This is a genomic window from Streptomyces sp. YPW6, assembly GCF_018866325.1.
In the GTDB taxonomy this organism is placed as follows: domain Bacteria; phylum Actinomycetota; class Actinomycetes; order Streptomycetales; family Streptomycetaceae; genus Streptomyces.
The window spans coordinates 3,019,094-3,045,550 of sequence record NZ_CP076457.1 but is presented as its reverse complement, the minus strand read 5'-3'; the positions used below and the strand labels follow the sequence as shown (position 1 = coordinate 3,045,550).

Genomic DNA, 26,457 nt, shown 5'->3' with positions numbered 1-26,457 from the left:
TGATACCTTCTAACGGAAAGGTGAGTGAGTAGCTGGAGTGGTGACGGAAGGCGGCACCCCATGGCGAAGTCCGACGCCGCGACCCCGCGCGAGCGCTACCGCGCCCAGGTGCGTGCCGAGATCAAGCAACACGCCTGGGAGCAGATCGCCACGGCCGGCGCCTCCGCGCTCTCCCTCAACGCGATCGCCAAGCGGATGGGCGTCAGCGGCCCCGCGCTCTACCGCTACTTCGCCGGTCGCGACGACTTGATCACCGAGCTCATCCGGGACGCCTACCGCAGCCTCGCCGACGCCGTCCGCGCGGCGGCCGCCACCGGCGCCGACCCGGCCGCCCTCGCGCACGTCCTGCGCGACTGGGCCCTGGCGGACCCCCACCGGTACTTCCTCATCTACGGCACCCCCGTCCCCGGCTACCACGCGCCCGACGAGATCACCGGCATCTCGCAGGAGATCATGACCGACCTGCTGACCGCCTGGACGGCCTGGGAGCCGGACGCCCCCGCCTCGCCGTTCGCCGCCCACCTGGCGGACCACCGCGACTGGGCCGGGGACCACCCCGCCCCGCCCGGGGTGCTGCGGCGGGCCCTCGCCTTCTGGACCCGGCTGCACGGAGTGCTGTCCCTGGAGCTGGCCGGCCACTTCACGGGCATGGGCTTCGACCCGGCCCTGCTGTTCCGGGCCGAGCTGGACGACCTGGTGGGCCGCACGGACTGAGGCCGGGGCCGGGGCCGGGTCCGGGTGTGTGCGGGACGCCGGACCCCGGTGGGCGGGCGCCCGGCTCCGGACCGGGGTGGCTGTGCGCCGTGCCGGTCCGGGCGGTTCGGTGTGCGGCGCCGGGCCCGGGTCGCTGGAGGCGTGGCTCCTGGTCCGTGCGGCTCAGTGCGGGGCGTCCGCCGAGGAGCGGAACGTACGCCGGTAGACCGTCGGCGGCACGCCCAGGGCCGCCTGGAGGTGCTGGCGCAGCGAGGTCGCCGTGCCGAAGCCCGCGTCCCGGGCCACCTGGTCGACGGGCAGGTCCGTCGACTCCAGCAGATGGCGGGCCCGCTCCACCCGCTGCTGGGTGAGCCACTGGCCGGGGCTGATCCCGACCTCCTCACGGAAGCGGCGCGTGAACGTCCGTACGCTCATGGCCTCCCGCTCCGCCATGTCCCGCAGCAGGATCGGCCGCTCCAGCCGGGCCAGCGCCCAGGCCCGCGAGGCGGTCGTGGTCGCGAACTGCGGTTCGGGGAGCGGGCGGTGGATGTACTGGGCCTGCCCGCCGTCCCGGTACGGGGGCACGACCGTGCGGCGGGCGATCTCGTTCGCGACGGCCGCCCCGTGGTCGCGCCGCACCAGATGCAGGCAGAGGTCGATCCCGGCGGCGACCCCGGCCGAGGTGAGGACGTCGCCGTCGTCGATGAACAGGACGTCCGGGTCGACGCGGACCTGCGGGAAGAGCCGCTGGAAGTGGTCGGCGGAGGCCCAGTGCGTGGTGGCGGGGCGGCCGTCGAGGTAGCCGGCCGCCGCCAGGACGTAACTGCCGGTGCAGATGGACACCATCCGGGTGCCGGGCCGGACCAGGGCGAGCGCGGCGGCCAGCTCCTCGGTGAGCCTGCCCTCCTCGAAGACCGGGCCCAGCTCGTAGGAGGCGGGGACGACGACGGTGTCGGCGGCGGCGAGCGCCTCCGGGCCGTGCTCCACGAGGACCGCGAAGTCCGCGTCGGTCCTGACCGGGCCGGGCGGGCGGACCGAGCAGGTGACCACGTCGTACAGCTTCCCGTCCCCGCCGTCCGGCCCGGTGCCGAGGGAGCGGCCGAAGATCCGCTGGGGAATGCCCAGTTCGAAGGGGAGCAGTCCGTCGAGAGCCAGGACGACGACGCGGTGCGGCACGACGGCCTCCTCGAAGATCACCGGGGCGGGCAGTGGCTGGTATAGACCATGAGCTGATACAGGTTAGCGACGTGAGTGAGAAGCCGACAGAGCCCGCGTCCGTTCCCGGCGGGGACCACGCCACCCGCAGACCCCCGCCGCCCCCTTCGCGGCCTGCCCGTGATCTCGCGGCGCGCGCGGTCGCGGCGGGGGCCGCGGCCGGCACCGTCGCCGCGGGCCTCGCCGTGCGCGCCGCGACGGACGGCGCCTTCGCCAAGTACGCCGGGAGCGCGCTCTACACGGTGCTGCTCTGTGCGCTCGTCGCCTTCTGCGTGCCCCGCGCGCGGCCCTTCACGGTGGCCGCCACGGCGCTGGGACTGAGCTGGATGGTGGAGTTCGCGCAGCTCACCGGCGTACCGGCGGAGCTGTCGGCGCACAGCACGGCGGCCCGGCTGGTCCTCGGCTCGACGTTCAACGCCCCGGACCTGTTCTGGTACGCGGTGGGCGCGGCCGGTGCGTGGGCGGTGCTCGGTGCGGTGTCCCGGGGGCGCGACTGACCCGGTCCGGGCCCGCGACTGACCCGGTCCGGGGCTGTGGCATGACCCGGTCCGGGCCCGCGCCGGACCGTGGCCGCCGTGGCCCGATTCCTGCGAACCGTGTCCTCCAGGCCACTCGTGGGGAAAGTCCCCGGCCAAGAAGCTGGTCCACGTGACCGAGACCATCGAAAGCGCAGCCCGGGACGACCGTCGTCCGCCCCGCGAGGAGCACCGCCGTCCCCGCCCCCGCATCCACCGGGCGTGGCTCGTCGCCGCCGTCACCTTCGTGACGATCATCGGCGGCGCGGCCTTCAACTCCCTGCCCGGCCTGCTCATCGACCCGCTCCACACCGAATTCGGCTGGTCGCGGGGGGAGATCGGGCTCGCGGTCTCCATCGACATGGCGCTGTACGGACTGACCGCTCCCTTCGCCGCCGCGCTCATGGACCGCTTCGGCATCCGGCGGGTCGTGGCGCTGGCGCTCACCATGGTGGCGGCCGGGGCGATCGCCAGTGTCTGGATGACGGCTTCCTGGCAGCTGATGATCTACTGGGGCCTGTTGGTCGGCCTCGGCACCGGATCGATGGCGATGGCGTTCGCCGCGACCGTCACCAACCGCTGGTTCGTGGCCCGCCGGGGTCTGGTCACCGGCATCCTCACCGCGGCCGGGGCCTCCGGGCAGCTGGTCTTCCTGCCGCTCTGCGCCTGGATCGTCGACGAACACGGCTGGCGGCCCGCCTCGGTCACCGTCGGCCTGGCCTCCCTCGTCGTCGTGCCCTTCGTCTGGCTCCTGATGCGCGACCACCCGGCCGACGTGGGGCTCGCCCCGTACGGCGGTCCGTACACGGCGAAGCCCGCCCCGGCCAAGGGCGCCGCGCGCCGCGCGGTACGCGTGCTGTTCGACGCGGCCCGCACCGGACCGTTCTGGCTGCTGGCGGGAGCCTTCGCGATCTGCGGGGCCACCACCAACGGCCTGATCCGCACCCACTTCGTGCCCTCCGCCCACGACCATCACATGCCCATCACCGTGGCGGCCTCCCTGCTCGCCGTGATCGGCGTCTTCGACGTCATCGGCACGATCTTCTCCGGCTGGCTCACCGACCGCTTCGACGCCCGCAGACTCCTCGCCGTCTACTACGCGCTGCGCGGCGTCTCGCTGCTGTTCCTGCCGATGCTCCTCGCCCCCGACGTGCGGCCGCCGATGGTCTTCTTCATCGTGTTCTACGGTCTGGACTGGGTCGCCACGGTCCCGCCGACGCTGGCGCTGTGCCGCGAGCAGTACGGCGACGACAGCGCGATCGTCTTCGGCTGGGTGCTGGCCTCGCACCAGGTGGGCGCGGCGGTGGTCGCGTTCCTCGGCGGGGTCGCGCGGGACGTGTTCGGCAGCTACGACGTGGTCTGGTACGCGGCCGGTGCGCTGTGCGCGATGGCGGCGCTGATGTCGCTGGTGATCCGCCGCACCCGGGCGCCGGAGGAACCCGTCGTCAGGGGCTGAACCGTCGTCGCCGACGCAAGCGACACGGCTGCCGTCGGCCGAGACCCTCACTGTGGACACCGCCTTGCGGGAGGTGCTCGACGCGCATGTCGTCGGTGAGGGAGTTCATGAACAGCGTCGCGCGGCCCGGGACCGACCGGGTGGAGACGATGTCCCCGTCCCGGCCCGTCCGGAACTGCCGGACCCTGGGGAGCAGTCCGGAGAGCGCGCGGGTCGATCCCGGGAGGCCGAGGTGCTGCCGCAGGAGCCGGCTGCTTGCCCCCTGGGTGGGCGCGGTGTCGTACGCCGTGAGCTCCGTCTTCACCGACAGTGCCGGGGCGAACTGCGCCCGGTCCTGCGGGAGCCGGGTCAGGGAAGGCGAGGCGGCGAGTGCCTGGCGTTCCTCGCTCTGCTGTCGCGTGGACGCGGGCATCGTCCGAACAACAGCACCGCGAGGGTGACGAGGACGCCGCAGCCGGCCCTGACCGCCCGCCGCCTGCGGCCCCGCGCACGCTGATGGGCTGCGCCGAGCATGAGGAACTCCCGCTCGGCCCGGTTGACTTCGGGTCCGCGGCTGCCCAGCCACAGCTTGGCGCCCGCCAGGGCGTCGACGCTCGGCAGCGGGTCGGGCTGGCGTGCGGTGGCGGTCCAGTGGCGCATGGCGTGGCGCAGGGCCTCACGCCGGGCCAGGAAGGACCGGTCCTCCGTGGCCCGGCCGGCCCGCTTGTCCCCGCTGGAGATGGGCGCCTCGTGGGCCGGTTCGACCGTTTCGGCCACCCCGGCGTCCCGGCCGGTGACGAGGAGACGGGCGACGGCGAGGCGCTGCGTGACGTGCCGCTCCCGGGCGCCGAGTTCGGTACGGGTGGCGACGCTCCGGGCGACGTCTCCTGACTCCGGGGGCACCCGGATGAGCTGAGTGATCAGCCGCAGCGCCGCCTTCTCGTCGGCCTCCCGGCCGTGGGCGGCCCAGACCTCGACGAGGTGGTCGTACAGCGCTTCGGCGACGCCGCCGATGTTGGCGTACGCCTCGTGGGTGAGCCTTTCGTGTGCCTCCCGCCGCAGCTGGTCGAGTGCGAAGCCGAGCAAGGGCGGCACGCCGGGTTCGGCCCCGGAGTGGGCGAGGATGCGGTCGACGAGGCGGGGTTCGTCGTCGACGCCGGGGACGGCCTCCGCCAGAGGGGTGATGATGTCGCGCAGCCGGTCGGCGCTCATCGGGCCGAGGACGGCGTCGCCCTCCTGGAACGACGCCGGGGACCGGAGAGGCGACGGGGGCGACACCAGGGGGCGCAACCCCGGCCAGGAGTCCAGCAGACCGGCCGTCGGGATCAGATAGCTGGCCGGTGGATCGCCCTCCTCCGCCACCGCCATCATGCCCACGACACCACGGAGTTCGTCGTCCCACACCGGGCTGCCGCTGAAGCCGCCGGACACCCGGTAGCCGCCCGCGGCCAGATCGGCCTGGATCCACCCGTGCGCCTGACGAGCGCGGAGCAGGGCCGCGTGCCACACGCCCCCCGGCCGGCCCGCCGGGAATCCGAAGACCCGCGCCGGGTGATTCCACACGTGCGGTTCGTCCACGAGGCGGATGGGCCGGCTGTCCCGCACCACCGTTCCCAGGCGCAGTACGGCCATGTCTCCGGCCCCCGACGGCTGGGGCGGGATCCAGTGCTCGACGTCCGCCGTGATCCGTGGCGCGCTGTCCGGGACGCCGGGGACAGGTGCGCGCAGCAGCGGAAGCGCGACGTCGATCCGGGCGTCGGCGGCGGGCTCGGCGCCGTGGGCCGTGCCGAGGGCTGCGCTGACGACATGGGCGCAGGTCAGGGCCAGCTCATCGGTGATCAGGAACCCCAGGCCAACCGCTTCTCCCCGCCGGCCGCGGATCTGGAGCACCCCTGCTTCGAGGGCGTCGGTGCGTGTCCCCGTCGCTGTCATGCCGCTGCCCCGCTCCCGGCCGGGCCGCTGTCCGGATCGGCCGGGTGCGGGGCAGCGAGCCGATCGGAGGGAGGGCGGGTCCAGACCAGCGAGACGGTGAAGTTGGCCTCCGCGGAGCTGCTGGAGATCACCACGTCGGCCTCGGCCGACAGACTGAGGCCGAACTCGACGCTGATCTCGTCGGGTCCGTCGGCCATGCCGCGGAAGCCGTCGACGAAGTTCTGGGCGACCGGCCGGACCGAGGTCACCATCTCGCCGAGCGAGCGCGTGGCCCGCGCGACGACCTGACCGGGTCGGGCGACCCTCACCAGACCTTCCCCCTCGGCCTCGACCCGTACCTTCACGACTTCTGTCCGCCCGTCGGTCCCACAGACCGGCAGTTCCACGAGATAGGTCACGGCCACCCCTTTTCCGTCCGCACCGGCACCGAGCCGGTTCTGCTGTCGGACGACCTCTGATTCGCCAACTACCCTTCACCGCGCGGGCGCTGTCGGCACCGGATGCGATGCTCCGGGGCGGTGGGCGCGGTTGCCTTCCGGCCCGGTGTCCGGCGGACCGCATGTGCTGGTCGTGCGAGGTCGACACCGCCACCCTGGCCGGGGGTGCTGCAAGGCTGATGAAATTTCGGTGATGTGCGGAAGCGGAGGGCGCGTGGACGGGAGAACCGCTCGGGGGCGGAACGGACTTCGGGTCGCCCTGCTCGGCCCGCTCCGGGCCTGGCGAGACGGAACATCTCTGGATCTTGGGCCCGTTCGACGCCGGTCCGTCCTCGCCGCGCTGATGCTGCGCGCCGGCACCCGGGTCACTCATGAGCAGTTGATCGACGATCTGTGGGGCGAACGGCCGCCGGGAACGGGCCACAGAGTGCTGCCGAGCCACATCCTCCCCCTGCGCAAGGCGCTGGACGGGTCAGGGGTCGGGCCGGCGGAGTCGATGATCCGCAGCGGCAAGGGCTGGTACTGCTTTACCGGCCACGGGGTCCGGCTCGATGTGAGTGACCTGGATGAGCGGGCCGCCTCCGCACAGACGGCGAGGGCTTCCGGAGACACCGCCGTCGCCGTGGACCGGTACACCGATGCCCTCGCCCTGTTCCGTGGTGAGCCACTGACAGGCCTGCCGGGACAGCGGGCTCAGGAGGAGCGGCGGCGGCTGCTGGAGCGCCGGCTCTCGCTGCGGCTGGAGAGGCTGGAGTGCCTCGTGCTGCTGGGCCGCTCGCCCGAAACCCTGGACGAGCTGGCCGCGCTGTCCGCGTCCGACCCGCTCGACGAATCCGTACTGGCCCTGCACATGCGCGCGCTGTACGCCGGCGGACGCCAGGCCGAAGCTCTGAACGCCTACGAGCGTCTGCGGAGCCGGCTGCGAGAGGAACTCGGCATCGACCCCGGCCCGGCGGCCCGCGGGATGTACGAGGCGGTGCTGAACCAGGACGACCGCCTCGTCGGCCCGGCGGCGGAGGGCGCAGCCGCGCTCGGTCCTCGGCCATGGCCTCACCGGCCGGTCAACGAACTGCCCGGCGACGGCGGCGGACTGTTCGGGCGGGTGAACGAGCTGGCCCGGCTCACCGCGTCCACCGCACCCGGATCCGTGTCGGTCCTGACGGTGGACGGCCCGGCCGGGGTCGGCAAGACCGCCCTCGTCGTACGTGCCGCCCGTGAGCTCAGCGCCGGCTATCCGGACGGCTGCCTGTACGTGGACCTGCGCGCGCACAGCACCCGGCGACGGCAGTCACCGGAGCGAGCGCTGCAGCACCTGTTGCGCTCGCTCGGCGCGGCCCGGGGCGAGCTGCCGAGCGATCTCGACGGACTCACCGCGGTCTGGCGCGCGGAGACCAGCCGGTTACGCCTGCTGCTCGTGCTGGACGACGCCTTGGATGTCGGCCAGATCCGACCGCTGCTGCCCGCCGGGGCGGAGAGCAGGGTCCTGGTCGCGGGGCGGCGTCGACTGGCGGGCCTGGACGCCGACCACCGGGTGACCCTCGAACCCCTGGGGCCGGGGGACGCCACGTCCCTGCTGACGCACATCGTCGGAGCGGACCGGGCGGGGCGGGAGCCGGAGGCGACGCGGCAGCTGGCCGGACTGTGTGACGGACTGCCGCTGGCCCTGCGCATCGCCGGATCGCGACTGCAGAACCGTGACGGCTGGACGGTGGAATACCTGGTGGGCCGGATGACGGACGACGAGCACCTGCTCGGCGAGCTCACCGCCGGGGACCGGAGCGTGGAATCCGCCTTCCGCCTGTCGTACGACCAGTTGACGCCCGAGCAGCAGCGAGCCTTCCGTGCCCTGGGGCTGACCCCGACCGTCGAGTTCGACCGCCTGACCCCGGCGGTCATGCTCGATGAGCCGCTGCAGGCCACCGAACACGTCCTGGAGGATCTCGTCGACACCAGCCTCCTGCAGCAGCCGCGTCCGGGCCGTTACCGCCTGCACGATCTGGTCCGGGTGCACGCGCGCCGCCTCGCGCAGGACGTGTCCGCCGAGGCGGCGCCCGCGCGCTCGGCGGCCCTGGGCCTCTACCTGAGCGCCGCCCGGCTCGCCAGCGACTGGAGCCCCGCCGGCTTTCCCACGGGACCTCGGCCCGTCGCGGCGCCGTTCACCCGCTGGGAGGAGGCAGAGGCTTGGCTGGACGCGGCGGGTGGCGAACTCGTCGATGTCGTCGGACACGCAGCCGCCCTCGGCGAAGCCGATCACGCCTGCTGGATCGCCGAGGCGCTCTGCGACTACTTCGTGCGCCAGGGCCGCTACCACGAATGCCGGACCGCCCTGGAGATCGCCCTGGCGCACGTGGACGGGGCCACCGACCGGCGGATGCCCGCCGCCCTGCGCAACTGCCTGGGCTACACCGCTCTGCACGAACGCCGGTACACCCAGGCGCGCAGTCTGCTGACCGATGCGCTGGACCTCGCCCGACGCCATCCCGACCCGCACGAGGAGGTCCGCACCCTCACCGGGCTCGCCGCCCTCGCACTGAGCGTGGGCGAGGGCCATCAGGCCGTCGTCCACGCCACGGCTGCGGTGGAACTGGCCGACCGGCTGCACAGTCACTGGGTCGCCTCGATGGCAGGCGTCATCCTCGGTCTGGCCCACTATTTCGAGGGGCGCGACGAGGAGGCGCTGCCCTGCTTCGCGGGCGCCCTCGCCCATGCAGAGGAGGACGGAAGGCCGCGCATGCTGGGGAGGCCCCTGAGCTGCGCCGCCGACGTCCACCTCCGCCTCGGCCGGTACCACGAGGCCAAGCTCCTGCTCCACCGCGCGGTCGACCTGGTCCAGCAGGGCGGGGACGCCTTCCTCGCCGTACGCAGCCTGACTCGGCTGGGTACCGCGGAGGAAGGCGTGGGCAACACCGACGTCGCCATCGCCCTCCACGGCCAGGCTCTCTTCCTCCAGCGCCAGTTGCTGTCGCCCCGCACCGAACCCAGTTACGCGTGGCTGGAGATGGACATCCGCAGCCGTCTGGGCAGCGCCTGTCTGTCGGCGGGCCGCATACGTGAAGCACGCGAGCAGTTCCGGACCGTGCTCGCCGTGCACAGCACCCGGGTACGCCGTCCCCGTCCGAAGTGATCCGGCAGAGAGTTCCGGTCGATGCCACGGCGTCCGAGGGTGCAGGAAAGTGCCGGAAGGCGCCGGAGACGTCGTCCGGCTTCGAGAGCCACCGCCGCTGCATGACGACCCCGAGCCGGTACCCCCGGACGCGGTGACTCCGGGGATGTCCGGCGGACGCAGCCGACGAACCGCCCGCTCTCCGGCTCAGGGGCTGAACCGGCCGAACGCCCCCCGGTGGAACAGCAGTGGATCTCCCTCCTCCGCCGCGCCCAGGGCCTCCACCCGGCCCACCACGATGAGGTGGTCGCCGCCGGTGTGGACGGCGTGGACCCGGCAGTCGATCCAGGCGGGCACGCCGTCCAGCAGCGGTGATCCGGTCGCGGCGGCCTCCCCGTACGGCACCCCGGCGAACTTGTCCGCCCCGCTCACCGCGAACCCCCGGCACAGCGCGCCCTGCTCCGCTCCCAGGATGTTCACGCAGAACGCCCCGGCGCGGGCGATGCGCGGCCAGGTCGTCGACGTACGGGCGACCATGAAGGACACCAGCGGCGGGTCCAGTGAGAGCGAGGCGAAGGACTGGCAGGCGAAGCCCGCCGGCCCGTCCGCGTCGCGGGTGGTGACCACGGTGACGCCGCTGGCGAAGTGGCCCAGCACACGCCGGAATTCGGCCGGTGCGACCGGCGGCCGCTCGTCGTCCGGGACCGCCCTGAGGTCCGGGCGGGGCAGCGCCCCCGGCGGTGCCGCCGGGGCGGCGGCCGTGGCGGAGCCGACAGATCTGAGGTACCGGACGGCGGTGGCGGCCATGCCTGCGTGTCCCATCACACCTCCATTAGAGCTGACGGTTCGTCAGATGTGAAGGTGCCGGATGTCAGCGGCCCCGGTACGCCGCCGGCCGGCGCTCGACGAAGGACGCCACGCCCTCGTCGGCGTCCCGCGTGGTCATGTTGATCTCCTGGGCCGCCGCCTCGGCCGCGAACGCCGTGGCCCGGTCGCCGTCCAGGGACGCGTTCACCAGCTGCTTGGCCAGGGCGACGGCCCGGGTGGGGCCCTGCGCCAGCCGGTCCGCCCACTCCTCGGTCAGTGCCGCCAACTCCCCTGCGGGTACTGTGCGGTTGACCAGTCCCATCCGCTCCGCGTCCGCCGCCGGCAGTGCGTCCCCGAAGAACATCAGCTCCTTCGCCCGCTGCGGGCCCACCAGCCGGGGCAGCAGGTAGGCCCCGCCGCCGTCCGGGACGAGTCCGCGCCGTACGAAGACCTCGACGAACGTCGCGGTGTCGGCCGCCAGGACCAGATCGCAGGCGAACGCCAGATGCGCGCCGATCCCGGCCGCCGTGCCGTTCACGGCGGCGATCACCGGCTTCTCGCAGTCCAGTACGGCGGCGATCAGCCGCTGCGCGCCCAGCCGGATGGTCCGGGCCACGTCCCCGGGGGCGCGTTCGCGGGCCGGGGCCGGGGTGGCGCGCAGATCGGCGCCGGCGCAGAACCCCCGGCCGGTGGCGGTGAGCACGACGGCCCGGACGGCGGGGTCGGCGGAGGCCTCGGCCAGCAGGTCGATGATCCGCTCCCGCTGCGCCCAGGTCACGGCGTTCATGGCCTCGGGCCGGTTGAGGGTGATCCGCGAGACACCGCCGGCGAGGGCGTGCAGCACGGTGGCTTCGGGGGGCGCGGAGGCCGACGGCGTGACGTCCGCGCGGCGCCCGCTCACCGGCACACCGCCAGCGCGTCCAGGGCCACCGCGCCCTGGCCGCGGCCCAGCACCACCAGCGGGTTGACGTCCAGCTCGGTCAGGTCGTCGCCCAGCTCCAGAGCCATGCGCTGGACCCGCAGCACCACTTCCACCAGGGCGTCCACATCGACGGGGGCCCCGCCGCGCACCCCCTCCAGCAGGGCCCGGCCGCGCAGCTCGCCGAGCATGTCCCGGGCGTCCCGCTCGCCGAACGGCGGGACCCGGACCGCCGCGTCGTGCAGGACCTCCACCAGGACCCCGCCGAGCCCCACCGTGACGGTCGGGCCGAACAGGGCGTCGTGGGTGACCCCGACCATCATCTCGACGCCCCGGTCGATCATCTGGCAGACCAGGATGCCGTCCAGGTCCACCGATTCGTACCGGGCGATGTCGGTCAGCTCGCGGTAGGCGTCCCGGACCTGGCTGGCCGAGGTGAGGCCGACCTTCACCAGGCCCAGCTCCGTCTTGTGGGCGAGCCGGGGTCCGGACGCCTTCATCACCACCGGGTAGCCGACCGGCCCGGCGGCCCGAACGGCGCCGGCCGCGCTCGTCACCAACTGCTCCCGCGGCACCCGGATCCCGTACGCCCGCAGGAGCTGCTTCGCGGCGTGCTCGCTGAGCTGCTCGCCCGGCCGCAGCAGGTTCTGCGCCTTGCGGAAGGAGGGTGACGGGGTGCGCGGGGCGTCCTCGAAGGGGGAGCGGTAGCGCTCGGTGAAGCGGTGGTGGTCCAGGTAGGCCTTCACGGCGGTGACGCAGTTGCGTGCCGTACGGAAGGTGGCGAGGCGCGAGGAGCCCAGCAGGGTCGTGCGGTAGGCGTCCTCGGTGCCGACGGGGGAGCCCCACACGACGCAGATCAGCTTGTCGGTGGCCTCCGCCGCGTCCGCCAGGTCCTGGGCGAGCCGGTCGCTCATCGGGGGGAACGGGCCGGTGATCGGACAGATCAGCACGCCGACCGACGGGTCCGCGAGGATCGCGTCGATGATCTTCCGGCCGCGCCAGTCCCCGACCGGGTGGCCGCCGTTGTCGACCGGATTGGCGACGCTGAGGTACTCCGGTATCCAGGTGTGCAGTTCGGCCTGCTTCCGCGGTGACAGCGTGGGCAGGGTGAGCCCGGCCGCCGTCGCCAGGTCCGCGAAGTGCGCGCCGGTGCCGCCGGAGATGGAGCAGACGGCCACCCCCTCGGCCTTCGGCGGGCGGGCGCGGGCCAGCAGGGTCGCGGTGTCCTGGAGTTCGTCCAGGCCGTCCACCCGGACCACCCCGAACTGCCGCATCGCCGCGTCGACCACCTGGTCCGCCCCGGTCAGCTTCCCGGTGTGCGAGGCGGCGGCCTCGGTCCCGGCGTCGGTGCGGCCCACCTTCACGGCGACGACGGGGACCTTCGCGCGGGCGGCCCGGTCGGCGGCGAGCAGGAAGGAGCGGCCGTCCTTGAGCCCCTCGACGTAGCAGGCGACCGCCCCGACCTCGGGGAGCTGGGCGAAGTACGCCAGGAAGTCGGCGGTCTCCAGATCCGCCTCGTTGCCCGTGGGGGCCCAGTGCGAGAGCCGGATCCCCAGCTCCTGGAGGGCGTGCAGCGGGCGGCCCTGGTGCCCGGACTGGGTGATCAGGGCGATGGCGGGGCCCTCCAGGTCGTCCCGGAAGCGCTCGAAGGCGTTCAGGTTGGTGTTCGGCCCCAGCAGCCGCAGCCCGGACCGCTCCACGGCCGCCGCCAGCCGGGCCTGGGCGGCCGCGCCCGCCTCCCCGGTCTCGGCGAACCCGGAGGCGAACGCGACGGCAAAGGGCACCTTGGCCTCGCCGAGCTCCTCGATCACCGGGAGCGGGTCCGCGACCAGCAGGACCGCGAGGTCGACGGGCTCGGGCAGTCCGGCGACCGAGGGCACGCACTCCCGGCCGAACACGGCGGGCCGGTCCGGGTGCACCGGGTGCAGCCGGGCGCCGACGCGCTCGGCCCAGGCGATCAGCTGCCGGGTGATGCCGGTGTTGGGGCGGCCCTCGGCGTCCGAGGCCCCGACGACGGCCACCGATCGGGGCCGGAAGAAGCGGTCCAGGTCGGGCACGGGCAGGTGCAGCGGACGTCCGCTGACGTCCAGGCCGCCCTGCCGTGTGGCGGTGGGCAGGCTGACGACGGCGGCGTGCGGCTCTTCGCCGCAGGCCACCACCCGGGCGCGGAAGTCGGTGGTGAGGGTGCCGTGAGTCGATCCAAGCATCGTTCCGCCCACTCCTGCTCGATGGCCCGCCCGGGAACGGACGGGTCCGGCCTATGAACTGACGCACTGTCAGGTTACTGAACTGACGCTGCGTCAGGAATGGGTGTGCGGGCAAAGGCTCACACGGTCACGCGGGGCGAAGCTGTGGCTCGTGGTCGCGGCGGGCTTCTGGGGTCCCTCGCCGAGCGAGGCGGGGGCGGGGGGCCGGCCGAGGCGGTCGGGCGGGTGTGTCCTGCACCCGACCGGGTCGGGAGGGGGCGCGGGCTCCGGTCCGTCCTCCTTCTCGTCGCTGGGGCAGGAGGGTGAACGGGACGGGGTATCGGCGCGGGCCGGTGGCGCGGACGTGGGCGCCGGCGTGGGCGTGACCGTGACCGTGACCGTGGGCATGGGCATGGGCATGGGTGTGGGTGTGGGTGTGGGTGTGGGTGTGGCCGCGCGGCCCGGCGCGGGGGTGCCGGACGCTCGGACATCTCTCCGGGACGCTGAGCCATGGGCGGGGGCCGCCCGCCCGGTGAGGCTGGTGCCATGACTCAGACAGACACGACCGCAGCAGCGACCTCCGTGCCGGGGCCCGTACTCGTGACCGGCGGTACCGGCAAGACCGGCCGCAGGGTGGTGGCCCGTCTCCGCGAGCTGGGGGTGGAGACCCGGGCGGCCTCGCGGTCCGGGGACACCCCCTTCGACTGGGCGGACCCCGCCACCTGGCAGGCCGCCCTGGACGGTGTCACCGCCGTGTACATCACCCCGCTCGACGCCTCGCCCTCCCCGACCCCCGCCTTCGTCGAACAGGCCGTCGCGAGCGGGGTGCGGCGGCTGGTGCTGCTCTCGGCCCGGGGCACGGACGAGCCCGGCTACTTCGGCCCCTCCTACGAGGACGGCGGACCGCACGGCGAGGGGGAGCGGGCCGTCCGCGCCTCCGGGGTGACCTGGACGATCCTGCGGCCCGGCTGGTTCGCCCAGAACTTCAGCGAGGGCGTCTTCCTCGACGGCGTACGCCAGGGGGAACTGGCCCTGCCCACCGGGGACGGGAAGGCCGCGTTCGTCGACGCGGACGACATCGCGGACGTGGCCGTCGCCGCGCTCACCGAGGACGGCCACGCGGGTCGGGAGTACGGGCTCTCCGGCCCCCGGGCCCTCGGCATCGCCGACGTCCTGGACGAGATCGCCAAGGAGACCGGGAAGCGCGCCGCGTACGTCCCCGTCGACGCCGCCGTCTTCCGGGCGGGGCTCACCGCCCAGGGCTTCACGGACGGGGAGGCCGGTCTGTGGACCGACGCGCTGGAGCCGATCACCACGAGCCGGGAGGCCCCCGTCCTGGACGGCGTCCGCCGGGCACTCGGCCGGGAGCCGCGCGGCTTCGCCGACTTCGTCCGGGGAGCGGCGGCGCGGGGGGTCTGGAGCTGACGCCGGCACGCCGGACCGGGCCGTCCGGTCACCGGGCTACTCCCGGTGCGCCCCGAGGCCGCGTGCCGCCGCACGGAGCGCGCTGTGGACGGACGCCTCCGACCGTCCCGTGAGTGCGGCGGCTTCCCGGACGCTCAGGGCCATGACGTGGCAGAGGATCTGCGCCTCCTCCTGGTCCCGCGTGGCTCCCGGCCTCGGCCGCTCCGCGGTTCTCTGCCGGTCCGTGCCCACGGCGTGGCCGAGCGCGCGTCCGAGCGTCCGCCACGCGACCCGCTCGGGGCTGGGGCTGCTCAGGATCTGCGGCCAAGTGTCGGCGAGGGCGGAGAAGACCGCCTCGACCGCGAGGGCGCTCTCTCGCTGCGTGCAGCCGCGGGCCCGGGCGTACCGCAGGTAGGTGTGCCGGTACAGGGTCCGGAAGGCGAGCCAGTCCGCGGGATGGCGGTGGGCCCCGTCCCCGTCCGCCTCCTCCTTTGGGGCCGGCCGGGGGGCGCGGTGCCGGGCCGGGTGCGTCTTCTCGGTGGGGCCCTGCGACGAGAGCGGCACCGGGTTCCGGTTCCGGTTCACGGCCGGGCCGCGGGGCGGAGGGGCGGTGATGTCTCCAGGGTGTGCACGGCAACTCCACAGCGCAGGGGTCGGGGCGTGGACCGATCGAACAGCGCCGTCCTGGACCGAGCCGGGGAGGTGGCTGGGAGGCGCCTGGGAGGACGGCAAACCTTGCGGCCGGGCGTGGTCAGCGCAGCGGGAGCCACACGCGGAAGACGGTGCCCTGACCGGGGGTGGAGTGCGCCTGTACGTGTCCTTGGTGCTGGGTGACGATGGCCCGGACGATGGACAGTCCCAGTCCCGCGCCGCCGCTGTCGCGGCTTCGGGCAGGGTCCGCGCGGTAGAAGCGCTCGAAGACGCGGGCGAGTTGGCCGGGCTGCATGCCGGGGCCGTCGTCGGCCACGTCGACGACGGCCCACCGTCCCGTGCGGGTGCCGTGGTGTTCCAGGCGGACGTCGACGGCGGTCCCCGGCGGGGTGTGGTGGAGGGCGTTGCCGAGCAGGTTGGCCAGGACCTGCCGCAGGCGTGCCTCGTTCCCGTGGACGGTGGTGCCGCTGTACGCGCCTTCCGGCCCGGGGGCGGGGGGCAGGGTGAGGCGAAGGGTGCGGTCCCGCTGGGCCGCACGGGCGTCCTGCACGGCGTCGGCGAGGAGGGGGTGCAGGTCGACGGCCGTGTGTTCCTCCTCGGGTTCGCGGTCGAGGCGGGCGAGGAGCAGCAGGTCGTCGACGAGGGAGGACATGCGAACGGACTCGTCCTCGATGCGGCGCATGATCCGGTCCAGGTGCTCGCGGTCCCGGACGGCTCCCTGCCGGTAGAGCTCGGCGTAGCCGCGGGTGGAGGTGAGGGGGGTGCGCAGTTCGTGGCCGGCGTCGGCCACGAAGCGCCGCATGCGGCGCTCGGCCTCGCGGGCGGCGGCCTCGGATGCCTGGCGCGCCTGGAAGGCGGTTTCGACCTGGCTGAGCATGCCGTTGAGGGCGTTGCCGAGCCGGCCGACCTCGGTGCGGGGCCCTGCTTCGGGCACCCGGGCGGAGAGGTCTCCGGACGCGATGGCCTCCGCCGTCGCCTCCATGCGTTGCAGCGGGCGCAGGGAGAACCGGATGACCAGGTGGGCGATGACGGTGAGCAGGACGACGGTGACGAGGCCGATCTGCCGGATGGCGCTCTCCAGCCGGGCGAGGGTGGCTTCGACGTCTTCGAGGCTGACGGCGACGAGGACCGTGTGGCCCGTCGCGTCCATGCCGCGCAGGGTCACGCGCCAGGCATGGCCCTGCGCGGGCGTTCCGGGGACGGTGAAGGGCTGGCCGGGGGCCGTCCCGGGCGCGATCGAGGGGAGCGCGAGGGCGGGGTCGTCGCCGGGCTCCGGCGTCTGCGCGAGGACCGTGCCGCGGCTGTCCCGTATCTGGATCAGCGAGGTCGTCGAGACCAGGGGGCCCCGGCCGGGTTCGGCGCCGGGCTCGGGCAGCGCCCGCAGGGTCCCGGAGGCTTCGGCGCGGGCCGCGACCCGTTTCGCGTTCTGTTCGAGTTTGGTGTCGACCTGGTCGGTGAGGTGGCCGCTCATCACTTCGACGGCCGCCCACCCCGCGCCGGTCAGCGCCAGGGTGAGCAGCACGGTCACCACGGTGACCAGGTACACCCGCAGCGGGATACGGGACAGGACGCCGCGTATCCCCCCGCCGGGCAGCTCCCGCGGTGGGCGGGCCGGAGTGGGGCGCACGTCAGGACGCCCGGTCGAGCCGGAGGACGTATCCGACGCCGCGAACGGTGTGGATCATGCGGGGGCCGTGGGGTTCGAGCTTTCTGCGCAGGTAGGAGATGTAGGACTCGACGATGGAGGGGTCGCCCGTGAAGTCGTCCTCCCAGACGTTGCTGAGGATCTGGGCCTTGGACACCACGTGCTCCTGGTTCAGCAGGAGATAGCGCAGGAGCCGGAACTCGGTCGCGGACAGCTCGACGCGATGGCCGTCGCGGTGCACGAGGTGCGCCGCCGGGTCCAGCTCCAGGGTGTCGTACCGCAGTGCGGTGCTCCGGGTGCCGGTGTGGGCGGCGGTACGGCGCAGGACGGCGCGGATGCGCTGCACGGTCTCTTCGAGGCTGAACGGTTTGGTGATGTAGTCGTCCCCGCCCAGGGCCAGGCCGCTGATCTTGTCGGCAGTGGCGTCCCGTGCGGTGAGGAAGATCACCGGTACGTGGTGGCCGGCGCCGCGGAGCCTGCGGATGACGGTGAAGCCGTCCATGTCGGGCAGGGCCACGTCGAGGATGACCAGGTCCGGCGGGGCCGCCTCGACGCTGCGCAGGCCCTCGTTGCCGCCGGCCGCTTCGGTGACGTGGAATCCGGCGAAGCGCAGGCTGCTGGCGAGCAGTTCCAGGATGTTGGGTTCGTCCTCGATGACGAGCAGGCGCGCTTCGGGTCCGGCGGTGTGCCGGACTGGTGCGGGGTGCGTCATGAGGGGTCTTCCCGGTCCTCGTTCCTGGCGGGCCCGCTGCGGCCCGGGCCCCGGGCGGGGTTGCCCTGGCTGATGACGGTGGCGGAAAGGGAGCCGTCCTCGGCCCGCTCCCCGCTGACGGCCACGGTCTGGCCGGAGGCGAGGTCCTCGGTGCTGCCTTCCCTGGTGACCTGCACCCGCGTGTCGCCGGTCGTCGCCACCTCGACCGTCTTCCCGTCGCTCGTCTTCACGTACACCGTGCCCTTCTCGATCCGCTCCACGGTACCGATGACCGTTCCAGCGCCACCTCCACCGCTGCCCGCACGGCCGCCTGCCCCGCCGCCGCCGCGCTGCCCCGACGGCTCGCCCGTGCCTCCGGCCCGGCCTCCTGCCTGGGAACGGGCGGTGGGCTCGGGGGCCGTGGCCTTCTCGATCGCGATGCCGCCCGCGACGCCGCAGACGGCCAGGATCGCCGCGCCGAGCGCGAGCGTGAGCCTTCCCGGCCCGCGGCGGGCCCCGGCCGACTGCTCGTCCAGGTCGTCCTGGTAGTGCGGTGCGGCCAGCAGTTCGCCGGGAAGCGCGCTCTCGGTGCGGCGGGGGGACTCCTGCGGGGCGGAGGACGGGTCGGGACGGGACATCGTGATCAACTCCAGAGGAAGCGGGAAGCGGGAAGCGGGAAGCGGGAAGCGGGGAACGGGGGACGGGAAGCGGGGAGTGGGGAGCGGGAGCGGGAGGGAACACAGCGGGGAACAGGGGCGGAGGACAGCGGCGGGGACAGGGCGGGCGAGGGCCCGCGCAGGGGCGGAGGACAGCGGCGGGGACAGGGCGGGAAGGGACCGGGCGGATGAGGGGGTCGTGCAAGGGCGGAGGACCGGGTGGGAAGGCCCGCGCAGCGGTGGAGGACCGGGAGGGCGGGGGCCGCGCGGGGGTGGGTGGGGTCTACTCGTGGCGCAGAGCCTCGATGGGGCGCAGTCCGGCGGCTCGGCCGGCCGGAAGGCTCCCGAAGACCAGGCCGATCAGAACGGACACGCCGAAGGCGAGCGCGATCGGCCCCGAGGTCAGGACCGGTTCCACGCCGGCCAGGGTGAACCGGGACGCGACCAGTGCGGCCGTCACCCCGAGCAGGCCGCCGCCGACGCTCAGCAGCGTGGCCTCGACGAGGAACTGGCTCAGGATCACGCTCCTGGGCGCCCCGATCGCCTTGCGGATGCCGATCTCCCGGATCCGCTCGGTCACCGTGACCAGCATGATGTTGGTGATCCCGATGCCGCCCACGAGCAGGGAGATCGCCGCGACCGCGCCGAGCAGGACGGTGAAGGTCCGGGTGGCCTCGGTGCGGGTCTCCAGCAGCTGCGCCTGGTTCAGGATGCGGTAGTCCGCCTGGGCGGGTTCCGTGATGTGATGCCGGGCGTCGAGGACCGCGCTCACCTGGGCCTGCGCGGGTCCCAGCAGGTCGGCCGACCGCGCCTGCACCACGATCTGGCTGACCGCGCCGTAGCCGGTCAGGGTGGCCTGGACGGTGGTCAGCGGTGCGATCGCGGTGTCGTCGGCGTCCTGCGCACCGGCGGTGCCCTTCGGTTTGAGGACACCGATCACCTCGAACGGCACGCCCTGCACCACGATCCGCCGCCCCACCGGGTCGGCTCCGGGGAACAGCTCGCTCACCGCACTGCGGCCCAGGACCACGACCTTGCGGCCCTGCGCCAGCTCGTCCTCGGTGAACGCGCGTCCCTGGGCGACGGCGCTGTTGGTGATGGAGAACCACTGCGGCCGTGTCCCCACGATCTGCGGGATGGCGTGGCTCGCCCCGTCGGCCGTCGCGGTACCCGCCGCCTGGACCACCGGTGCGACGGCGGCGACGTCCGGCACCGCGGCCCTGTCCGCCAGGGCCTCGGCGTCCTGCGGCGTCAGCGGACGCACCCCGGCCGTGCCTTGGCCGCCGCGCGCCGGGGAGACGGTCAGCGTGTTGGTGCCCAGGGCCTGCAGGCTGTCCTGCACCTGCTTCGAGGCACCGTGGCCGACACCGACCAGCAGGATGACCGAGGCCACCCCGATGAGGATGCCCAGCATCGTCAAGGCGGAGCGCAGCTTGTTGACCGCGATCCCGCCGGCGGCGTACCGCACGATCTCCCACGCGTTCATCGCACGGCCTCCCGGTCCGCGCCGGCTGCCGCCTGGCCGTACCCGGGTGCCGTCGTCACGGGAGGCGCCACGCGGTCGTCCTGGACGATCCCGCCGTCGACCAGGCGGATGACCCGGCGGGCCCGGGCGGCGACCTCGTCCTCGTGCGTGATCAGCACGATCGTGCGCCCCAGACTGTTGAGTTCGGCGAACACGTCCAGTACGTCCGCCGTGCTGCGGCTGTCCAGATTGCCCGTGGGCTCGTCGGCCAGGATCAGCGCCGGCGAGGTCACCAGGGCACGGGCCACCGCGACCCGCTGCTGCTGGCCGCCCGACAGCTCGTTGGGACGGTGACCGGCCCGCTCGGCCAGGCCCACCACCTCCAGCGCCGCCAGCGCCCGCGACCGCCGTTCGGCCCGGCCCACACCCGCGTACGCCATCGGCAGCTCGACGATGGCCAGCGCCGGCGTCCTGGGAATCAGGTTGAACGACTGGAACACGAACCCGATCTTCCGGTTGCGTACCAGCGACAGCTGCCGCTCGTCGAGACGGCTGACGTCCGTCCCGTCCAGCAGGTAGCGTCCGCCGGTGGGGACGTCGAGGCAGCCGAGGATGTTCATCAGCGTGGACTTCCCGGAGCCGGAGGAGCCCATGACGGCGACGAAGTCGCCCGCCTCCACCTCCAGTGACACCTCACGCAGCGCCCGCACCCGGGAGGTGCCGTTGCCGTAGGACTTCGTCAGCTGCCGGACATCGAGGACGGGACGCCGCGGCGGGCCCGGCTCCCGGGGGTCGTGTGGCCGGCCGGCCGTGTGGTGCTCGCTCATCCGCCGCTTCCGCCCGTGCGGCCGAGCGGCCGTGTGGTGCTCGCTCATCCGCGGCCTCCGCCCGCGCCGCCCCGACCGCCACCGCCACCGCCGCCGGAGCCCCGGCCGCCGCCCTCGGAGCCACCGCCACCGGTGGCCACCGACGGCAGCACCACGACGTCGCCCTCCTTCAGGCCCGAGGTGATCTCCGCCCGCGCGTCCCCGCGCACACCCACCCGGACCTCGACCGGAACCTGCCTGCCGTCCCGCTCGACCGTCACCGACGCCGATGACCCGGTGCCCTTCACCGCCGCGGCCGGCACCGCCAGCACGTCGTGGACGGCCGCCACCGAGATCGTCACCGACGCGCTCTGCCCGGGCCGCAGACCCTTCGGTGTGGTGTCCATCGACACCCGCACCCCGTACTGCTTCACACCCGCCGCGTCCGTCGGCACCAGATCGACCGTCGCGACCTTCCCCTCCACCGAGGTCTGGTCCGCGCTCACCGTGATCTCGGCCGCCTGGCCGGTCTTGACCAGGGCGGCGTCGGCCTCGTTCACCTGCGCGGTGAGCTGGAAGTGCCCGAGGTCGCTCACGACGACGAACCCGCCGGCCGTCGCGGCGCCCTCCGTCGTCCCCGCTGCCGCCGTGTCCGGCCCGTTCGCCGTGGACGAGCCTTTGCCGCCCGACGCCGAGACCGACGACGAACCAGCGGCGGCCGAACTCTGGCCCACCACCTGCCCGACGGCACCGTTCAGCTGCACGACCGTGCCCGCCCTCGGCGCCCTCAGCGACGTGTTCGCCACCGCTTCCTCGGCCGCCGTCACCCCGGCCTGCGCGGAGGAACGCTGCGCCTGGGCGTTGGCGACCTGAGCCCGCGCGGACTCCACGTCCGCCTGCGCCGCGGCCACCGAACCCGCCTTGGTCCCCGCGGGTCCGCCGCTCTGTCCCTCGTCCTCCGGCGTACCGGAGTCCGTCTGCGCCTGGGCGAGACGCTCCTGCGCGGCCGTGAGGTTCGACGTCGCCGCCGACAGCGCGCTCTCCGCCGCACTGGCCTGCGCCTCGGCCGCGGTCAGCTGAGACCGGCTCGTCGCCGCGTCGATCGTCGCCAGGACCTGACCGGCCTTCACCGTGTCGCCGACCTCGACACCGATCTTCGTCACCGTGCCCGACGCGCCGAAACTCAGCTCGTCGGTCCGCGTGCTCTCCAGCGACCCCGCCGCCGACACCGTGCGCTCCACGCTGCCCCGCGCCACCGGGCTCGTGCGGACGGTGCTCCCGGTGGCGTCGCTGTCCCCCGCGAAGGCGTACGACAGACCGACCACGGCCACCAGCACGACCGCCAGGCTCGCGTTCACCAGGAACGTCCTGCGCTCACGTGATCTCATGCCGCGAGCCTGGACGCCCTGCCTCGGTCACCTCTGGGAGGAGCCTGGGAGGAACCTGGGAGACGAGCAAAACTCCCTCGCCGCCCCGGACCGGTCCCGGCTGCGCCGCAGGCGGCCACACCTGTACGGCGGCGTCGGCCCCGTGCCTGGGCGGCGTCGGCTCACGCCTCTGTGCGACGGCTTCGGCTCCCGCGGCTGTACGGCACCGCCGGCTCCCGCGGCTGTACGGCACCGCCGGCTCCCGCGCCTGCGTGGCGGCGCCGGCTCCCGCATCTGTCCGGGACCGCCGGCTCCCGCGCCGTGACGGCGCCGCCGGCTCCCGCGCCTTTGCGGTCCGGTCCGGTCCCGCAGGCTCACCCCGCCGGCGCCGCCGCCTCCACCGGCCCCGACGCCAGGGCCTCCCGCCGGAACGCACTCGGGCTCTCGCCGCGCACCCGTTTGAACGCCGCGCTGAACCCGAAGGCGTCCGCGTAGCCGACCCGGCGGGCCACGGCCGCCACGGTCAGCTCGGGGCGGGACAGCAGGTCGGCGGCCAGCGTCATCCGCCACTCGGTCAGATACGCCACCGGACCGTCCCCGACGAGCTCGGTGAACCGCTTCGCCAGGGTCGTCCGCGACCCCCCGCCCGGCTCGCCAGCTCCGCCGTCGTCCAGGGGTGCGCCGGGTCCTGGTGCATCGCCCGCAGGGCCGGGCCGGTGACCTCGTCCCCGAGCGCCCCGTACCACCCCGGCGGGTTCGCCTCGGGCCGGTCGAACCAGTCCCGCAGCGTGCACACCAGCATCCAGTCCAGCAGCCGGTCGAGCACGATCTGGTCGCCCGGCCGCCCCCGGCCGAGCTGCGCCTCCAGATAGTCGCGCAACGGTGAGCAGTCCTCCTCGTCGGGCACCACGAGGGCCGGGGGAAGCGCCCGCAGGAGCCGCTGGGGAAGCTGCTCCTGTACGTCATAGGCGGCGGCCAACAGCACGGTGGCGCAGTCGAACTCGGGGACACCGTCCGCTGTCGCACCGCTGTCCCGGACCTGGTCCCAGCGCACCTCCCGTACGCCGTCGGCCCGCCCCGGCCCCGGACCGTCCGCCGGTGCGTCGGTGAAGACGAAGGGGGCCGGGCCCCGCACGACCGCGGCCTCGCCGGCCTCCACCCGCAGCGGCTCGCCGCCCTCCGGCACGATCCACCCCGCCCCCCGCAACGGCAGGCACAGGGTCAGATACGCCCCGTCGGTGAACCGCAGCGACCAGGGGGCGCGCAGCACCGACCGGCCGAACACCGCCCCCCGGCCCCGTACGCCCCGCAACAGCTCGTCGAACACGTCCATGCCGCCCAGCCTAGGCAGCGGAGGCCCGGTTCCGGACGGGCGTCGGCCGACGGGTGCGCGACGACGGGGTCACGCCCGCCGACGGGTGCCTGACTACGGGGTGACGCCCGCCGACGGGTGCGCGACTACGGGGCGACGCCCGCCGACGGGTGCGCGACTACGGGGTGGAGCCCGCCGACGGGGACGGGCGCCGGCGGGACGGGCGTCGGCCGGGCCCGGGGCTCAGCGGTGGCTCAGCACGTTGACCACACGGCCGTCGGGGTCGCGGACGAAGAACCTCCGCACGCCCCACTCCTCGTCCTGGAGCGGGTGGACGATCTCCGCGCCCCGGGCCCGTACGGCGGCGTACACCGCGTCCACGTCGTCCACCTCGACGCTCAGATCGGGGACGACCGGGCCGGTCAGGTCGTGGGTCATGAAGCTGACCTGCTCCTGCGGGCCGGACGGGGAGGCGACCGTCGTGATCCAGCCGAGGTTCATGACCTCCTCGAAGCCGAGCAGGCCGTAGAAGTCCCGGTTCTCCTCGACCGCCTCCGTCCGGAGGTTGGGCACGACACGGCGAATGGTCATCATCGGCTCCTCTGGAGAAGGCCTGAGCCAGGTCAGGCCAGTTCAGCTCAGGTCGGTTCGGCTCAGCTCGGTCAGCTCGGGCCGGTTCGACTCAGGTCGGTCCGGCTCGGGTCGGTCCGGCTCGGGCCGGCCGTCGCGGACAGGCCGCGGACGACGCCCTGGATCGGACCCTACCCACCGGCACCGTCACCGACGGGCGGATCCGCCCCGGCGCGCCCTCAACGCGGCGACCGGGCCACCCTCTTGGCGATCTTCTCGGCGTCCAGGGCCATTTCGCGGAGCATCCCGCTGATCGGGTTGGTGAAGCCGGTGAAGTAGAGCCCGGGGGCTCCCTTCGGGGACCGGCCGCCGTGGGCCACCGGCCGGCCCCGCCCGTCCAGGACGTCCAGGTGTCCGAGCAGCGGTTCCAGCGCGCGGTGGTAGCCGGTGGCGGCGATGACCGCGTGCGGGGTGATCCGGGTGCCGTCGGCCAGGACCACCGTGTCCTTGTCGAAGGAGGCGACCGTCGGCACGGGGGTGACCCGGCCGCTCTTCACCGCGTCGACGAGCCCGACGTCCTGCACCGGGATCGCTCCCTCACGGACCCGGGAGTAGAGCCCGGTGGCGGGGCGGGGGAGGCCCCGGTCGGTCAGGTCGGGCACGGCGATCCGGGACATCACGGCCCCGGCGCGGTCGACGAGCCGCACCGGCAGCCGGCGGACCAGGATGCCCGTGGCCTGGGCCGGCCAGCCTGCGGTGGAGCGGCGGACGATGTGCGGGGCCGTCCGGACCGCGATGCGCACCGCGGACGCGCCGCCCTCGGCGAGATCCGCCGCGATCTCCGCGCCGGTGTTGCCGATGCCGACGACCAGGATGTCCTTGCCGGCGTACGGGGCCGGGTTCCGGTACGCCGCCGCGTGCAGCAGCTCGCCCGTGAACGTGTCGCGTCCCGGCCAGTCCGGTATGCGGGGGGTGTGGTTGAAGCCGGTCGCGACGACGACCGCGCGGCCCCGCAGGATCCGCCCGCCCGTCGCGGTGAGCCACCAGTCGCCGGAGCCGTCGGGCGCCGGGTCGACCCGGGTCACCTCGACGCCCGTCACCACCTCCAGCTCATGGTGTTCGGCGTACTTCTCCAGGTACCGCACCACGTCGTCCCGGCCCACCCAGCGCCCGAACTTCCGCGGCATCCTCAGCCCCGGCAGCGCCGACCAGCGGCGGGTGGTGTGCAGGTGCAGCCGGTCGTAGTGGCCCCGCCAGGACGCCCCGACGCGGTCCGACTTCTCCAGGACCACCGCCCGTACGCCCCGGGCGCGCAGCGCGGCCGCGGCGGCGAGACCGCCGGGGCCGCCGCCGATGACGTAGACGGGGCGGACCTCCGTACGGTCGGTGAGGGCGACGGCGTCGTGACTGGCTGCGGAGGACGGACTGTTCGGCATGGTTCGGAGCGTAATCGGCCCCACTGTTGATGGGTCTCGGTCAAGAGGGAAATCGATTGCGAATTGATCACGAAGAGTGCGGTGCGCCGTGACGTCCGGGTGTCCGCGCGGCGCCCGCGCCGCAGGCCCGTCCGGAGGTGCGGAGGTCCGGGGGAGTGGGGGAGTGGGGGAGTGGGAGGCGCGGGGGGTGCAGGGGGTGCGGACGCCTGTGACGGGAAGGGTGCGGGCCTCTTGCGCGGGCGACCTCCGTCCGGTGGACTGACGTACCGTCAGGAAATGTGAATGGAGGACCGATGCAGACGATCTGGCTCGACGGAGCGGAGTGGCTGGCCGTCCTGCGCATCGGCCTCGGCCTGTGGTGGCTGGAGAGCTGGCGCCACAAGGACCGCAGGGGCTGGTTCGAGCGCGGTACGGGAATCGCCTGGGCGGCGGATGTCGCGGGCAAGCACCGCTGGGGGGTGATCCGCACCGGCTTCCAACGGGTCGTCGCACCCCGTCCGAAACTGATCGCGTACGTCGTCGTGTACGCCGAACTGGCGCTGGGCCTCGGGCTGGTGACCGGATTCCTCACTCCGGTCGCCCTGGCGGCCGGTCTCCTGCTCAACCTCCTCTACCTGACCCTGATGATCCACGACTGGGCCGAGCAGGGGCAGAACGCGATGATGGCACTGATCTCGCTCGTGGCCCTGTTCGCGATGGCGTGGCAGACCTGGTCACTGGACGCGGCGTTCGGGCTGTTCCTGTGAGCGCCGAACGCGCCGCTGCGGCCCCGCGCTTCGACCTCCCCGAGCCGGACGCCTTCACCCGCCCGTACTGGGACGCGGCGGCGGAAGGACGGCTGCTGATCCGCCGCTGCGCCGGATGCGGCCGGGCCCACCACTACCCGCGCGAGTTCTGCCCGTACTGCTGGAGCGAGGACGTGGACTGGGAGTCCGCGAGCGGGGAGGCGACGCTGTACACCTGGTCCGTCGTGCACCGCAACGACCTGCCGCCCTTCGGCTCCCGTGTCCCGTACGTCGCGGCGGTCGTCGACCTCGTGGAGGGGCCTCGGATGATGACGGAGATCGTGGAGTGCGCGCACGAGGCCCTGCGCGTCGGGATGCGGCTGACCGTTGCCTTCCGGGAGGCGGGGGAGCCCGGTGAGGCCCGCGGCGAAGCCGTGGCGGTCTTCCGGCCCGGAACCTGACCGGCCGGTACGGGGGCGGGCCGGGA

23 protein-coding genes and 1 pseudogene are annotated in these 26,457 nt (G+C 74.0%); 7 read left to right on the top strand and 17 right to left on the bottom strand.

Annotated elements, in window-relative coordinates:
- Positions 1-60 precede the first annotated feature (60 nt).
- Positions 61-714, top strand: a complete 654-nt coding sequence (locus KME66_RS13260; RefSeq protein WP_216322093.1) for a TetR/AcrR family transcriptional regulator — start codon at positions 61-63, stop codon at positions 712-714.
- A 162-nt stretch (positions 715-876) separates the two neighbouring features.
- On the opposite strand, the gene KME66_RS13255 is transcribed toward KME66_RS13260, so the two are convergent.
- Positions 877-1,869 carry a GlxA family transcriptional regulator gene (locus tag KME66_RS13255; protein ID WP_216322090.1) on the bottom strand — a complete coding sequence of 331 codons (993 nt, stop codon included), beginning with the start codon at positions 1,867-1,869 and terminating at the stop codon, positions 877-879.
- Between the two features lie 71 nt (positions 1,870-1,940).
- Between KME66_RS13255 and KME66_RS13250 the strand changes: the two genes are divergently transcribed.
- Both KME66_RS13250 and KME66_RS13245 read left to right on the top strand, forming a co-directional pair.
- Entirely contained in the window at positions 1,941-2,405 is a 465-nt protein-coding gene (locus KME66_RS13250; protein ID WP_216322087.1) for a DUF2809 domain-containing protein, read from the top strand.
- Between the two features lie 151 nt (positions 2,406-2,556).
- Complete coding sequence (locus KME66_RS13245) at positions 2,557-3,879, top strand: MFS transporter (protein WP_216322084.1); 1,323 nt, start codon at positions 2,557-2,559, stop codon at positions 3,877-3,879.
- Here the strand turns inward: KME66_RS13245 and KME66_RS13240 are convergent.
- The 3 genes from KME66_RS13240 to KME66_RS13230 are packed head-to-tail and all read right to left on the bottom strand — an operon-like array spanning position 3,869 to position 6,188.
- Positions 3,869-4,291, bottom strand: a complete 423-nt coding sequence (locus KME66_RS13240) for a hypothetical protein (protein ID WP_216322081.1) — start codon at positions 4,289-4,291, stop codon at positions 3,869-3,871. The genes KME66_RS13245 and KME66_RS13240 overlap by 11 nt on opposite strands.
- A complete protein-coding gene (locus KME66_RS13235; protein ID WP_216322078.1) occupies positions 4,228-5,790 on the bottom strand; it encodes a serine protease in 1,563 nt (520 codons plus the stop codon). The genes KME66_RS13240 and KME66_RS13235 overlap by 64 nt, the downstream gene beginning before the upstream one ends.
- A complete protein-coding gene (locus KME66_RS13230) occupies positions 5,787-6,188 on the bottom strand; it encodes a CU044_2847 family protein (RefSeq protein ID WP_253208318.1) in 402 nt (133 codons plus the stop codon). Before KME66_RS13230 ends, KME66_RS13235 begins: the two co-directional genes overlap by 4 nt.
- Before the next feature lie 382 nt (positions 6,189-6,570).
- Here KME66_RS13230 and KME66_RS13225 point away from each other — a divergent pair, with 382 nt between their 5' ends.
- Positions 6,571-9,351, top strand: coding sequence for a BTAD domain-containing putative transcriptional regulator (locus KME66_RS13225; RefSeq protein WP_253208317.1), 2,781 nt, complete (start codon positions 6,571-6,573; stop codon positions 9,349-9,351).
- A gap of 186 nt (positions 9,352-9,537) precedes the next feature.
- Here the strand turns inward: KME66_RS13225 and KME66_RS13220 are convergent, their stop codons facing one another.
- The 3 genes from KME66_RS13220 to KME66_RS13210 all read right to left on the bottom strand — a co-directional run bounded on the left by KME66_RS13220 (position 9,538) and on the right by KME66_RS13210 (position 13,263).
- Positions 9,538-10,137, bottom strand: a complete 600-nt coding sequence (locus tag KME66_RS13220; RefSeq protein WP_216329310.1) for a flavin reductase family protein — start codon at positions 10,135-10,137, stop codon at positions 9,538-9,540.
- A gap of 64 nt (positions 10,138-10,201) precedes the next feature.
- Entirely contained in the window at positions 10,202-11,044 is an 843-nt protein-coding gene (locus KME66_RS13215; RefSeq protein ID WP_073219861.1) for an enoyl-CoA hydratase-related protein, read from the bottom strand.
- Positions 11,035-13,263: an acetate--CoA ligase family protein gene (locus KME66_RS13210; RefSeq protein ID WP_216322075.1), complete on the bottom strand. Its 2,229-nt coding sequence runs from the start codon at positions 13,261-13,263 to the stop codon at positions 11,035-11,037. The genes KME66_RS13215 and KME66_RS13210 overlap by 10 nt, the downstream gene beginning before the upstream one ends.
- A gap of 525 nt (positions 13,264-13,788) precedes the next feature.
- Between KME66_RS13210 and KME66_RS13205 the strand changes: the two genes are divergently transcribed.
- Positions 13,789-14,667: an NAD(P)H-binding protein gene (locus tag KME66_RS13205; protein WP_216322072.1), complete on the top strand. Its 879-nt coding sequence runs from the start codon at positions 13,789-13,791 to the stop codon at positions 14,665-14,667.
- A gap of 36 nt (positions 14,668-14,703) precedes the next feature.
- Here KME66_RS13205 and KME66_RS13200 read toward each other — a convergent pair whose 3' ends face one another.
- The 10 genes and pseudogenes from KME66_RS13200 to KME66_RS13155 all read right to left on the bottom strand — a co-directional run bounded on the left by KME66_RS13200 (position 14,704) and on the right by KME66_RS13155 (position 25,245).
- Positions 14,704-15,231, bottom strand: coding sequence for a hypothetical protein (locus KME66_RS13200; RefSeq protein ID WP_216322069.1), 528 nt, complete (start codon positions 15,229-15,231; stop codon positions 14,704-14,706).
- Positions 15,232-15,397: 166 nt separating this feature from the next.
- Positions 15,398-16,924, bottom strand: coding sequence for a cell wall metabolism sensor histidine kinase WalK (locus KME66_RS13195; protein ID WP_216322066.1), 1,527 nt, complete (start codon positions 16,922-16,924; stop codon positions 15,398-15,400).
- A 1-nt stretch (position 16,925) separates the two neighbouring features.
- Complete coding sequence (locus KME66_RS13190) at positions 16,926-17,654, bottom strand: response regulator transcription factor (protein ID WP_073219874.1); 729 nt, start codon at positions 17,652-17,654, stop codon at positions 16,926-16,928.
- Entirely contained in the window at positions 17,651-18,271 is a 621-nt protein-coding gene (locus tag KME66_RS13185) for a DUF5666 domain-containing protein (protein WP_216322063.1), read from the bottom strand. The genes KME66_RS13190 and KME66_RS13185 overlap by 4 nt, the downstream gene beginning before the upstream one ends.
- A gap of 301 nt (positions 18,272-18,572) precedes the next feature.
- Positions 18,573-19,775, bottom strand: a complete 1,203-nt coding sequence (locus KME66_RS13180) for an ABC transporter permease (RefSeq protein WP_216322061.1) — start codon at positions 19,773-19,775, stop codon at positions 18,573-18,575.
- On the bottom strand, positions 19,772-20,581 hold the full coding sequence (locus KME66_RS13175; RefSeq protein WP_216322059.1) for an ABC transporter ATP-binding protein: 810 nt from the start codon (positions 20,579-20,581) through the stop codon (positions 19,772-19,774). The genes KME66_RS13180 and KME66_RS13175 overlap by 4 nt, the downstream gene beginning before the upstream one ends.
- 44 nt (positions 20,582-20,625) lie before the next feature.
- The gene (locus KME66_RS13170; RefSeq protein ID WP_216322057.1) at positions 20,626-21,948 is read right to left on the bottom strand and encodes an HlyD family efflux transporter periplasmic adaptor subunit; all 1,323 of its coding nucleotides are present in this window, start codon (positions 21,946-21,948) and stop codon (positions 20,626-20,628) included.
- Positions 21,949-22,301: 353 nt separating this feature from the next.
- Positions 22,302-23,260: pseudogene (locus tag KME66_RS13165) on the bottom strand (AraC family transcriptional regulator).
- Between the two features lie 222 nt (positions 23,261-23,482).
- A complete protein-coding gene (locus tag KME66_RS13160) occupies positions 23,483-23,830 on the bottom strand; it encodes a VOC family protein (protein WP_073219891.1) in 348 nt (115 codons plus the stop codon).
- 218 nt (positions 23,831-24,048) lie between these two features.
- Positions 24,049-25,245, bottom strand: a complete 1,197-nt coding sequence (locus KME66_RS13155) for an NAD(P)/FAD-dependent oxidoreductase (protein WP_216322055.1) — start codon at positions 25,243-25,245, stop codon at positions 24,049-24,051.
- A gap of 293 nt (positions 25,246-25,538) precedes the next feature.
- On the opposite strand from KME66_RS13155, the gene KME66_RS13150 reads away from it, so the two are divergent.
- Complete coding sequence (locus tag KME66_RS13150; RefSeq protein WP_216322054.1) at positions 25,539-25,991, top strand: DoxX family membrane protein; 453 nt, start codon at positions 25,539-25,541, stop codon at positions 25,989-25,991.
- Positions 25,988-26,431, top strand: a complete 444-nt coding sequence (locus KME66_RS13145) for a Zn-ribbon domain-containing OB-fold protein (RefSeq protein ID WP_216322052.1) — start codon at positions 25,988-25,990, stop codon at positions 26,429-26,431. Before KME66_RS13150 ends, KME66_RS13145 begins: the two co-directional genes overlap by 4 nt.
- Positions 26,432-26,457: the final 26 nt, after the last annotated feature.

Coding starts and splice junctions, on each gene's coding strand:
- KME66_RS13260 (WP_216322093.1), top strand. CDS start 61: ATGGCGAAGTCCGACGCCGCGACCCCGCGCGAGCGCTACCGCGCCCAG.
- KME66_RS13240 (WP_216322081.1), bottom strand. CDS start 4,291: ATGCCCGCGTCCACGCGACAGCAGAGCGAGGAACGCCAGGCACTCGCC.
- KME66_RS13235 (WP_216322078.1), bottom strand. CDS start 5,790: ATGACAGCGACGGGGACACGCACCGACGCCCTCGAAGCAGGGGTGCTC.
- KME66_RS13225 (WP_253208317.1), top strand. CDS start 6,571: ATGCTGCGCGCCGGCACCCGGGTCACTCATGAGCAGTTGATCGACGAT.
- KME66_RS13220 (WP_216329310.1), bottom strand. CDS start 10,137: ATGGCCGCCACCGCCGTCCGGTACCTCAGATCTGTCGGCTCCGCCACG.
- KME66_RS13210 (WP_216322075.1), bottom strand. CDS start 13,263: ATGCTTGGATCGACTCACGGCACCCTCACCACCGACTTCCGCGCCCGG.
- KME66_RS13205 (WP_216322072.1), top strand. CDS start 13,789: ATGACTCAGACAGACACGACCGCAGCAGCGACCTCCGTGCCGGGGCCC.
- KME66_RS13190 (WP_073219874.1), bottom strand. CDS start 17,654: ATGACGCACCCCGCACCAGTCCGGCACACCGCCGGACCCGAAGCGCGC.
- KME66_RS13185 (WP_216322063.1), bottom strand. CDS start 18,271: ATGTCCCGTCCCGACCCGTCCTCCGCCCCGCAGGAGTCCCCCCGCCGC.
- KME66_RS13180 (WP_216322061.1), bottom strand. CDS start 19,775: ATGAACGCGTGGGAGATCGTGCGGTACGCCGCCGGCGGGATCGCGGTC.
- KME66_RS13175 (WP_216322059.1), bottom strand. CDS start 20,581: ATGAGCGAGCACCACACGGCCGGCCGGCCACACGACCCCCGGGAGCCG.
- KME66_RS13170 (WP_216322057.1), bottom strand. CDS start 21,948: ATGAGATCACGTGAGCGCAGGACGTTCCTGGTGAACGCGAGCCTGGCG.
- KME66_RS13160 (WP_073219891.1), bottom strand. CDS start 23,830: ATGACCATTCGCCGTGTCGTGCCCAACCTCCGGACGGAGGCGGTCGAG.
- KME66_RS13155 (WP_216322055.1), bottom strand. CDS start 25,245: ATGCCGAACAGTCCGTCCTCCGCAGCCAGTCACGACGCCGTCGCCCTC.
- KME66_RS13150 (WP_216322054.1), top strand. CDS start 25,539: ATGCAGACGATCTGGCTCGACGGAGCGGAGTGGCTGGCCGTCCTGCGC.